The organism is Anianabacter salinae (assembly GCF_019061145.1).
GTDB classification, from domain to species: domain Bacteria; phylum Pseudomonadota; class Alphaproteobacteria; order Rhodobacterales; family Rhodobacteraceae; genus Anianibacter; species Anianibacter salinarum.
The window spans coordinates 586,125-596,143 of sequence record NZ_JAHQZS010000002.1 but is presented as its reverse complement, the minus strand read 5'-3'; the positions used below and the strand labels follow the sequence as shown (position 1 = coordinate 596,143).

Here is a 10,019-nt window from a genome sequence, read left to right as displayed (position 1 = left end):
AGGGCCGCTTCGCCAATGAAAAGGCCGCACGGGGGCGGCCTTGTTCATCACGGTGATGGTCGCCCGGACGCTCAGGCGCCCCAGGTCCGCACCGCGCCGCAATCCATGTGCACGAAATCCGAACCGGAGTAGCGACCGACACCGCCCGCGCGGCAGGTCGCTGCGGCCTTGGCCATCTGGCTGACGCTGCGCGATTTCATCCGCAAATCGGCGGCCTGGCCCTGCATGTGCAGCGAGTTCTTCGCCACACCCGACGAGCGCGAGCGCAACATGGCGTTGGTGCTGGGCGAACGATAGCCCGACAGCAGCATGTAGGGCTCGGCGACACCCAGCATCGTGTGGGCGGCGGCCATGATGTCGACCGTGCGTGCATCCATCGAATGCGTCTCGTCCGAGCGCCAGTCGCGCATGAAGTAGTTGAGTTCGGTCAGAACCTCGGGGATGTATTCGCCTTCGATCCAGTAGATCGTGTCGATGCTTTCCCCGGTGCGACCGGAATACATCTTGATCCGGCGAATATCGCCCGCTCCGCGAAGCAGGCCGAATGCGTTCGAGTAGGTCGGAGCCGCTGCGACCGCGCATGCGGCGAACGCTCCGAGCAGGCCACGGCGTGTGACACCCGCAAAGCCGTTATCAGTCATGAGGAATTGCGTCCTTGCTGTCCCGATATTTCAGCCGCGGCGTTGCGCGACCAACTGCTGCCTCATCCCCAGGCATGTGGAGTTTATGACACAGGAAAATCATTCCTCCAACCTTCGAGTCGGTCGCGGCCATGGTGTTGCCGGTTTATCGGCAGGATATTGCCCAACACCGGTTGCCGCAGGATTAACCGGGAACCGCGAAAAACCGTTGCACGCACGAAACACCCGGGCACATTGAAGCAAATGTGATCGACCTCACGGACGATTTTCCCGTTAGGATTTACAACAAATCATGCACCGCCGAGAACGAGGAACAATATGTTGCACCGCGTCCGCCTTCAGCGCCTTATCCCCGACACCGCGCTTGCGCTCTTGCTGTCAGCCGGTCTTGCGCTGTCCCCTTCGATCGGTGCCGCCCAGACCTCCGGCAACGTGACCGCGTTCATGCAGGCCATCGCCGAAACCGCGTATGACGACCGCGAGATGGCGGCGTTCTACCGTGACAACGGCTACGAAGGCATCTGGACCGGCACGGACGAGGCGTCGGTCAACCGCCGCAACGCGCTGATGGCCGCCATAGCGCGCGCGCCGCAACACGCGCTTCCCGCCGCGCATTACGATCTGACCCAGCTGACCGACATGCTGGGCAACATCGAGACCCAGCGCGACCTTGGCCGCGCCGAGGTGGAACTGTCCCGCCTGTTCCTGACCTACGCACGCGATGTCCAGACCGGCATCCTGGCCCCCGGCGAGGTGGTCAGCGACATCAAGCGCGAAGTTCCGCTACGCGACGGCGGCGAGTTGCTGGCGCGGATGGCGTCCGAGGACCCGACCTTCGTGCTGCGCAGCCTGCCGCCGAAAAGCCAGGAATACGCCCGTCTGATGCGCGCCAAGATCGAGCTGGAGCAGAAGATGGCGCGTGGTGGCTGGGGCCCCAAGGTGCCCGCCAGCACGCTGCAGCCCGGCCAGTCGGGCGAGGCGGTGATTGCCCTGCGCAACCGGCTTATCGCGATGGGCTACATGGATCGCAGCGCGTCCAGCGTCTATGACAGCGCGCTGCAGAAGGCCGTCCAGAGCTTCCAGATTGCAATGGCGCTGGAACCCGATGGCGTGGCCGGTGGCCGCACCATGCAGGAGATCAACACCGACATCGAGCAGCGCCTGCCGTCCATCGTCGTGGCGATGGAACGCGAGCGCTGGCTGAACTTCGAGGAAGGCCGCGGCGCGCGTCACATCTGGGTGAACCTGACCGACTTCAAGGCGCGGATCATCGACAACGACAAGATCACCTTCGAGACCCGGTCGGTCATCGGCTCGAACGTGTCGGACCAGCGCACGCCCGAATTCTCGGACACCATGGAATACATGGAGATCAACCCCTACTGGAACGTGCCGAATTCCATCGCCGTCAACGAATACCTGCCCGCGATGCTGGCCTCGGGCGGCGGCGCGGCAGGGCATCTGCAACTGGTCGACGGGCGCGGCAACGTCGTGCCCCGCGGTGCGATAAACTGGGGCGCCTACAGCCCCCGCAGCTTTCCGCTGAACCTGCGCCAGCCGCCGGGCAACGGCAACGCGTTGGGGCTGGTCAAGTTCATGTTCCCCAACCGCTACAACATCTATCTGCATGATACGCCTGCGAAATCGCTGTTCAGCCGCGAGGTGCGCACGTTCAGCCACGGCTGTATCCGCCTGAACGACCCCTTCGATTTCGCCTATGCGATCCTCGCCAAGCAAGAAGCCGATCCCGAGGGCTATTTCCAGCGCATCCTGCGGTCGGGCGCGAACACCCAGGTCCAGCTTGAACAGGAGATCCCCGTGCATCTGGTCTACCGCACCGCCTATACCTCGGCGACCGGGCAACTGACCTTCCGCGATGACGTTTATGGCCGCGACAGGGTGATCTTCGACGCGCTGGTGCGCGAGGGCGTGCGCATCGGCGAGCCCAACAGCTGACACATCGCAGACGCCGGGGCCGCACCAGCGGTTCCGGCGAGTTATGGGTTCCATCCCGCCGCCAGACTGACTAGAAGTCGCCGAAGCATTCCGCGGGAGGTGACATGTCCACGTCCGTCAAAGACAAGGTGATCCAAATCATCGCCGAGCAGGCCGTTCTGGAACCCGGCGACGTGAAGATGGATCAGACGCTCGAAGACCTCGGCATCGACAGCCTTGGTCTGGTCGAATCCATCTTCGCCATCGAAGAGGCGTTCGATATCCAGGTGCCGTTCAACGCCAACGATCCGTCCGAAAGCGATTTCGACATATCGTCGGTGCAGGCCATCGTTTCGGCCGTCGAGAAGCTGGTGGAAGACCAGAAGGCATGAAGCGTGTCGTCATTACGGGCGCGGGAACGATCAACGCGCTCGGCCACACGGTGACCGATACGCTCAAGGCGATGGCCGAAGGCGTCTGCGGCATCGGCCCCCTCAACATCCGTGACGTTGACCGCCTGTCGATCCAGATTGGCGGGCAGGTCACCGACTATGATCCCGAGGCAGAGTATAACCGCCAGCAGATCGCACTTTATGACCGCTTTACCCAGTTCACCCTGATCGCCGCGCGCGAGGCCATCGCGCAATCGGGCCTCGTCTTCGAGGGCGAGCTTGGCAACGAGGCGGGCGTGGTGCTGGGCACCGCGGGCGGCGGCGTGAACACCTGGGACGAGAATTATCGCTCGGTCTACGAGGAGGGAAAGAACCGCGTTCACCCCTTCGTCGTGCCCAAGCTGATGAACAACGCGGCCGCGAGCCATGTCTCGATGGCCTACAACCTCAAGGGCCCGTCCTTTACCGTAGCGACCGCCTGCGCCTCGTCGAATCACGCGATGGGGCAGGCGTTCCAGCTTGTGCGCTGCGGTGCGTCCCGCGCGATGATCGCGGGCGGCTCGGAATCGATGCTGTGCTTTGGCGGCGTGAAGGCCTGGGAGGGCCTGCGCGTGATGTCCAAGGACGCCTGCCGCCCGTTCAGTGCGAACCGCAACGGTATGGTGCAGGGCGAAGGGTCGGCCGTGTTCGTGTTCGAGGAATACGAGCACGCCAAGGCGCGCGGCGCCGAGATTCTGGCCGAGATCGTCGGCTTTGCGATGACCTCGGATGCCGCCGACATCGTGATGCCGTCGATGCAGGGCGCGGCGCGTGCCATCTCGGGGGCGCTGCGCGACGCGCGCCTGAACCCGTCGGATGTCGGATACATCAACGCCCACGGCACCGGCACCGCCGCGAACGACAAGACCGAATGCGCCGCCGTTGCGCAGGTCTTCGGCCATCATGCCGACGATCTGATGATCTCCTCGACCAAGTCGATGCACGGGCACCTTATCGGCGGCACCGGCGCGGTCGAGCTTCTGGCCTGCATCATGGCGCTGAAGGATGGCATCATCGCGCCAACAATCAACTACGACGAACCCGATCCCGAATGCGCGCTCGACGTCGTTCCGAACGAGGCGCGCAATGCGGACGTTGACGTGGTGCTGTCCAACGCCTTTGCCTTCGGGGGCCTGAACGCGGTGCTTGCGCTGCGCAAGGTGTGACGCTCAACCACCTTTGATACCAACGAAAAAGGCCGCCCCTTCGGGCGGCCTTTGTGGTTCAGAAGGCGCGAACTTACTCGTTTGCAGCAGGCGGCGCTTCGCCCGGTGCGGGCGGCTGCGGTGCTGGGCGCGCGGCAAGGGCGTCATAGGCCGCAGTGAAGCCCGACAGCGATACCGAGATGTTCACGCGCTGGTCAGGCGCTGCGACCGGAACGATCGACAGCGTGGCGACCTGGCCGGCCTTGAACTGCGCAACCTCGTCGCCGGTGAACCCGACACGGGCAAAGCAGCCGATCTGCGCGCACCAGCTGAACGGATAACGGCGCGGCTGGCTCTCATCGACGACCAGCGTGATCTGCGAGGTCAGCAGTGTCTCGAGCGGGGTGACGATGGTCGCGCCAGCGGCGGCCTCGTTGCCCTCGGGCAGGACGAACATGTTGAATTCCGCCACGGCATTGCCCTGACCGTCGTCCAGAAGCTGATACAGCTGGCAGGGATCGTTCTCGGCCTCGGTGCGCACGCAGCGCATTTCCCAGTCGGTAAAGGTCTCGGCGACGTAGACCTGCCCAAGCTCGGCCTGATCCTCGCCCATCGACAGGGCCAGCGGATCGCTTTGCTCCTCGTTGGGCGCGGATGTGGCGTCGGGGGCGGGGTCTGCCGTCTCATCCTGCGCGATGGCCGGTGCAGCGAACGCGATCAGGAAAGCGAGGGAAAGCGGTTTCAGAATGTCCGTCATCATGTCCTCGAAGTTGTGGTCGATGTGTCGGCGGCGACGCCTAGCACGGGCAAGGCCCGGTGTCAGGTCAATTCTCGCATAGGTCCGGCAGGATGCCGCCAAAGAAAAAGGGCCCAGGGGGCCCTTCTTCGCAACATATTCTCCCTGCCGGACTGGCCGACTTAGTCATTGATGCAAAGGCTATTGCCAGTCCCGGCAGTCGTCAACAGGCGATCGCTGTCTGGCTTGGCCCCTATCCGTTCGGACAGGACACCGCGCTGTGCGGCGCGCGATCCCCCGCAATCGCACGCACCGAAACACTGGTGCACCGCCCCGCAGCTTGTATGGTTGCGCGGATTTTCGGGCGGAGAGCGGCAGATGAATGACAGGATTTTCGTGGGCGGCGGCGGCGAGGGTTACGGCGAGCGGCAGGAGCTGCTGCTGAAATACGCCAACCGGCACGGCCTCATTGCGGGCGCGACCGGCACCGGCAAGACCGTGACGCTGCAGATCCTCGCCGAAGGTTTCTCGGCGGCGGGCGTGCCGGTGGTGCTTTCGGACGTGAAGGGCGATCTGTCGGGGCTGGCGCAGGCGGGCAGCGAAGACTTCAAGCTGCACGAAGCGTTCCTGTCTCGCGCCGCGAAGATCGGTTTCGACGACTATGCCTACAGCGCTTTCCCCGTCACGTTCTGGGATCTTTTCGGCGAACAGGGCCACCCGGTGCGCACCACCATCGCCGAGATGGGCCCCTTGCTGCTCTCGCGCCTGCTGGAGCTGTCCGAGGCGCAAGAGGGGGTTCTGAACATCGCCTTCCGCATGTCCGACGAAGAAGGCCTGCCGCTGCTCGACCTGAACGACCTGCGCGCGCTTCTGGTCTTCGTGGGCGAAAACGCCCCCGCGCTGTCGCTGCGGTACGGCCATGTGTCGGCGTCTTCCATCGGCACGATCCAGCGCCAGCTTCTGGTGCTCGAGAACCAGGGCGGCGCGCAATTCTTCGGTGAACCGGCGCTCGATCTGTCCGACATCATGCGCACGGATGTGGATGGGCGCGGGCGCATCAACATCCTCGCCGCCGACAAGCTGATGGCCTCGCCCCGGCTCTATGCCACCTTCCTGCTGTGGCTCCTGTCCGAACTCTTCGAGGACCTGCCCGAGGTGGGCGATCCGGACAAGCCCAGGCTGGTGTTCTTCTTCGACGAGGCACACCTGTTGTTCGACGATGCTCCCAAGGCGCTGATCGACAAGGTCGAACAGGTCGCCCGCCTGATCCGCTCAAAGGGTGTGGGCGTGTATTTCATCACCCAGAATCCCGATGACGTGCCCGCCGACATCCTCGGACAACTCGGCAACCGGGTGCAGCACGCGCTGCGCGCCTTCACCGCCCGCGACCGCAAGGCGCTGCACCTCGCCGCCGAAACCTACCGCGAGAACCCGCGCTTCGACATCGAACAGGCGATCCGCGAGGTCGGCACCGGCGAGGCCGTCACCTCGATGCTGATCGACAAGGGCGCCCCCGGCATCGCCGAGCGCACGCTGATCCGTCCGCCATCCTCGCGCCTCGGCCCGATCACGCCCGAGACACGCGCGGGCGTCATCGCGTCCTCACCGATCGCCGGCAAGTACGAGACGCGCCTCGACCGCGACAGCGCCTTCGAGATGCTGAAGGCGCGCGCCGACAAGGCCGCTGCCGAGGCAGAGGACGCCGTGGCCGCCGAGGCCCGGCAAGAACAGGAAGACCGCGAATTCGCCTCCGCCCGCCGCTACGGCGGCAAGAACAGCCGCGAGGCAGAGACCTACGCCGCGCCGCGTCCCACGCGGTCCGGGCGCGCCCGCGCCGACGAAAGCTTCTCCGAGGCCGTCACAAGCGTCGTCATCAAGGAACTGAAGGGCACCACCGGCCGCCGCATCGTGCGCGGCATCTTCGGCTCGATCTTCAAGGGCCGCTGAACGGAGCCGCACCCCCGTTCATCTTTGGTCTTCAAATACCTCCGGGGGGTCTGGGGGGCAGAGCCCCCCAGCCGGATCGCCCGGCGCAAGCCGGGCGAGGCTACTGCTGCCACTCCGGCGCGCGCTTTTCGATGAATGCGGCGATGCCTTCCTCGGTGTCGCGGTTCAGCATGTTCTCCACCATCACCTCGCCGGTGTAGGCATAGGCGGCGTCCAGCGGCATCTGCGCCTGCTCGTAAAAGGCGCGCTTGCCGATCCGCACCGCGCTGCCCAGCTTGGCCGCCACCTTCGCGGCGAGCGCCATCGTCTCCTCGCTCAGCGCCCCTTCCGCGGCGACGCGGTTCACCAGCCCAAGCTCCGCCGCGCGGCCCGCGTCGATGAAATCGCCTGTCACGAGCATCTCGAACGCCTGCTTGCGGGGGATATTGCGCGATAGCGCCACCATCGGGGTCGAGCAGAACAGCCCGATGTTCACGCCGTTGACGCCGAACCGCGTGCCCGGCGCCGCCACCGACATGTCGCAGGACGCGACCAGCTGGCAGCCCGCCGCCGCCGCGACGCCGTGGACCTCGGCGATGACCGGTTGCGGCAGGCGGCCGATCGCCTGCATCACCGCGCCGCAGCGGGTGAACAGGTCGGCGAAATAGGCGGCCCCGCCATCGTCGGCCGCGCGCCCGCGCGTCATCTCTTTCAGGTCGTGGCCCGCGCAAAACGCCTTTCCCGCGCCCGCGATCACCACGGCCCGGATGCTGCGGTCGCCTTCCAGCCGCGCGAATTCCCCGGCCAGCGCGGCAAGCATCGCGTCCGACAGCGCGTTCAGGCTGCCGGGTGCGTTCAGGGTCAGCCGCGCCACCGCATCCGTATCCGTCCGAAGCAATATCGCCATCTTGTCCTCCCAGCCCAGACGCGCCAATCCTAAACGCCCAGGGACGGAGGGAAAAGCATGGAACTCAAGATGGACGCCGCGGCGCTGACGGACTTCGTCGACGCCGAGTTCACCCAGGTGAAGGGTGACTTTGTTGTCGAGGCGGTCGAACCGATGCAGGTGCGGGTGCGCATGCCGGTCAGTGAACGCAACCTGCGCCCCGGCGGCACGGTGTCGGGACCGTCAATGTTCGCCCTTGCGGACGTGTCGATCTACTTCGCCGTTCTGGCCATGATCGGACCCAAGGCACTGGCGGTCACAACGAATTGTTCCATTGATTTCATGCGCAAACCGGCTGCCAACACGGACATGGTCGCCGAGGCGCGGTTGTTGAAACTGGGCCGGGTGCTGGCAGTCGGCGATGTTTTGCTATACTCCGTAGGAGACGAACGGCCGGTCGCCCGCGCGAGCCTGACCTATTCGATCCCGCCCGACTGACGGATTGAATTTCCCCGGATCGGCGGGAACCGGCCCAGTGACCCTACGGGAACCATTCCCACAGGGGCACGTTCCAGTTGCGACATGCGGCGTCTTCACGTTGCGAAAACCGAAACCGGAAAAGGGACAGAACGGTATGACAGACAACACCGCACCAGGGGTGCCAGAGCCGGATGGAGAGGTCCATCTGGTCGAAACGGAATACGAACTTGGACAGAACAACGTCCAGGGCAAACTGGCCGGGATGGGTTTTGACATCCACAACCCGGTCTTCGCGATCTCGGCGATCTCGGTGCTCGTCTTTGTGGCGATCTCGCTGATCTTTCCGACCTCCGCGAACGCCTTCTTCGTCGAATTGCGGCCGATGCTGACCAGCACCTTCGACTGGTTCTTCATGTCGGCGGCCAACTTCTTCGTCCTCTTCTGCCTTGTGCTGATCGTATCGCCCTACGGCGCCGTGCGCCTTGGTGGCACCGAGGCAGAGCCGGATTTCAGCTATCTGGGCTGGTTCGCGATGCTGTTCGCCGCGGGCATGGGCATCGGTCTGATGTTCTTCGGCGTGCTTGAACCAGTCTATCACATGGCCATTTCGCAGCCGCTGGGCACCGCGTCGCCGTTCGCTGAAGATGGCTCGATCATCGCCGACAACGTCGCACGCGCCCGCGAGATGGGTATGGCTGCCACGATCTACCACTGGGGTCTGCACCCTTGGGCGATCTACGCGGTTCTGGCGCTGGCTCTGGCTCTGTTCAGCTACAACAAGGGTCTGCCGCTTTCGATCCGCTCGGCGTTCTATCCGCTGTTCGGTGAGCGTGTCTGGGGTCCGCTCGGCCATGCCATCGACATCATCGCCGTCTTTGCCACGCTCTTTGGTCTGGCGACCTCGCTTGGTCTTGGCGCGCAGCAGGCGGCTGCCGGTCTCGATTTCGTCTACGGCATCCCGAACACCATCACCACGCAGGTGTTGCTGATCGTCGGCATCACCGCTGTCGCGCTGGTGTCGGTGGTTCGCGGGCTTGAAGGCGGCGTCAAGGTGCTGTCCGAGGTCAACATGCTGATCGCGGGCGTGCTCTTGCTCTTCGTGCTGCTGGTCGGCCCGACTGTGGCGATCCTGACCGGATTCGGGCAGTCGCTGTTCGTCTACGCCAAGGAGCTGTTGCCGCTGTCGAACCCGGTGGGCCGCACCGACGATTCCTATCGTCACGGCTGGACGGCGTTCTACTGGGCATGGTGGATCAGCTGGTCACCGTTCGTTGGCATGTTCATCGCCCGGGTCAGCCGGGGCCGCACGGTGCGTGAATTCCTGACCTGCGTGCTGATCATCCCGTCGATCGTCTGCGTGCTGTGGATGGCCGTCTTCGGGGGCGTCGCCATCGACCAGGTGCTGACCAACCCCGACTCGAGCCTCGTGAAGGCCAACGTGATCGACGCCTACAGCCCCGAGCTGTCGCTGTTCGGGATGCTGGCGGACCTGCCGCTGGCGGCGATCACCTCGACCGTGGCGATCATCCTCGTGATCGTGTTCTTCGTCACCTCGTCCGATTCGGGCAGCCTGGTGATCGACACGATCACGGCGGGCGGCAAGCTGAACGCACCGACCCCGCAGCGGGTGTTCTGGGCGACTTTCGAGGGCGTCGTTGCCATCGTTCTTCTGATCGGTGGCGGTCTGAACGCGCTTCAGGCCATGGTCATCTCGACCGGCCTGCCGTTCACGCTGGTGCTTCTGGTGATGTGCTTTGCGATCTGGAAGGGCCTATCGAACGAGTTGAAGCTGGCAAAGCCGGTGCCGTCCTCCTGACGGTCGCGCCAAGCTAGCACAAA

The 10,019-nt window shown here is 64.6% G+C and carries 9 protein-coding genes; 6 read left to right on the top strand and 3 right to left on the bottom strand.

Annotated elements, in window-relative coordinates:
* Nucleotides 1-71: 71 nt before the first annotated feature.
* Nucleotides 72-641, bottom strand: coding sequence for a YcbK family protein (locus KTJ87_RS07460; RefSeq protein WP_267138470.1), 570 nt, complete (start codon nt 639-641; stop codon nt 72-74).
* A gap of 318 nt (nt 642-959) precedes the next feature.
* Here KTJ87_RS07460 and KTJ87_RS07455 point away from each other — a divergent pair, with 318 nt between their 5' ends.
* The 3 genes from KTJ87_RS07455 (at nt 960) to KTJ87_RS07445 (ending at nt 4,173) form a co-directional block, all read left to right on the top strand.
* Complete coding sequence (locus KTJ87_RS07455; RefSeq protein ID WP_267138469.1) at nt 960-2,597, top strand: L,D-transpeptidase family protein; 1,638 nt, start codon at nt 960-962, stop codon at nt 2,595-2,597.
* Nucleotides 2,598-2,701: 104 nt separating this feature from the next.
* On the top strand, nt 2,702-2,968 hold the full coding sequence (locus tag KTJ87_RS07450; RefSeq protein ID WP_267138468.1) for an acyl carrier protein: 267 nt from the start codon (nt 2,702-2,704) through the stop codon (nt 2,966-2,968).
* Nucleotides 2,965-4,173 (top strand): beta-ketoacyl-[acyl-carrier-protein] synthase family protein, encoded by a 1,209-nt coding sequence (locus tag KTJ87_RS07445; RefSeq protein WP_267138467.1) that lies wholly within the window; start codon nt 2,965-2,967, stop codon nt 4,171-4,173. Before KTJ87_RS07450 ends, KTJ87_RS07445 begins: the two co-directional genes overlap by 4 nt.
* Before the next feature lie 73 nt (nt 4,174-4,246).
* Here the strand turns inward: KTJ87_RS07445 and KTJ87_RS07440 are convergent, their stop codons facing one another.
* Nucleotides 4,247-4,909, bottom strand: coding sequence for an invasion associated locus B family protein (locus tag KTJ87_RS07440; protein ID WP_407650476.1), 663 nt, complete (start codon nt 4,907-4,909; stop codon nt 4,247-4,249).
* A 357-nt stretch (nt 4,910-5,266) separates the two neighbouring features.
* On the opposite strand from KTJ87_RS07440, the gene KTJ87_RS07435 reads away from it, so the two are divergent.
* On the top strand, nt 5,267-6,835 hold the full coding sequence (locus KTJ87_RS07435) for a helicase HerA-like domain-containing protein (RefSeq protein WP_267138465.1): 1,569 nt from the start codon (nt 5,267-5,269) through the stop codon (nt 6,833-6,835).
* 100 nt (nt 6,836-6,935) lie between these two features.
* Here KTJ87_RS07435 and KTJ87_RS07430 read toward each other — a convergent pair whose 3' ends face one another.
* Nucleotides 6,936-7,721, bottom strand: a complete 786-nt coding sequence (locus tag KTJ87_RS07430) for an enoyl-CoA hydratase (RefSeq protein WP_267138464.1) — start codon at nt 7,719-7,721, stop codon at nt 6,936-6,938.
* A 57-nt stretch (nt 7,722-7,778) separates the two neighbouring features.
* Here KTJ87_RS07430 and KTJ87_RS07425 point away from each other — a divergent pair, with 57 nt between their 5' ends.
* Together KTJ87_RS07425 and KTJ87_RS07420 are read left to right on the top strand one after the other, a co-directional pair.
* On the top strand, nt 7,779-8,198 hold the full coding sequence (locus KTJ87_RS07425) for a PaaI family thioesterase (RefSeq protein WP_267138463.1): 420 nt from the start codon (nt 7,779-7,781) through the stop codon (nt 8,196-8,198).
* A 136-nt stretch (nt 8,199-8,334) separates the two neighbouring features.
* On the top strand, nt 8,335-9,996 hold the full coding sequence (locus KTJ87_RS07420) for a BCCT family transporter (RefSeq protein ID WP_267138462.1): 1,662 nt from the start codon (nt 8,335-8,337) through the stop codon (nt 9,994-9,996).
* Nucleotides 9,997-10,019 lie beyond the last annotated feature (23 nt).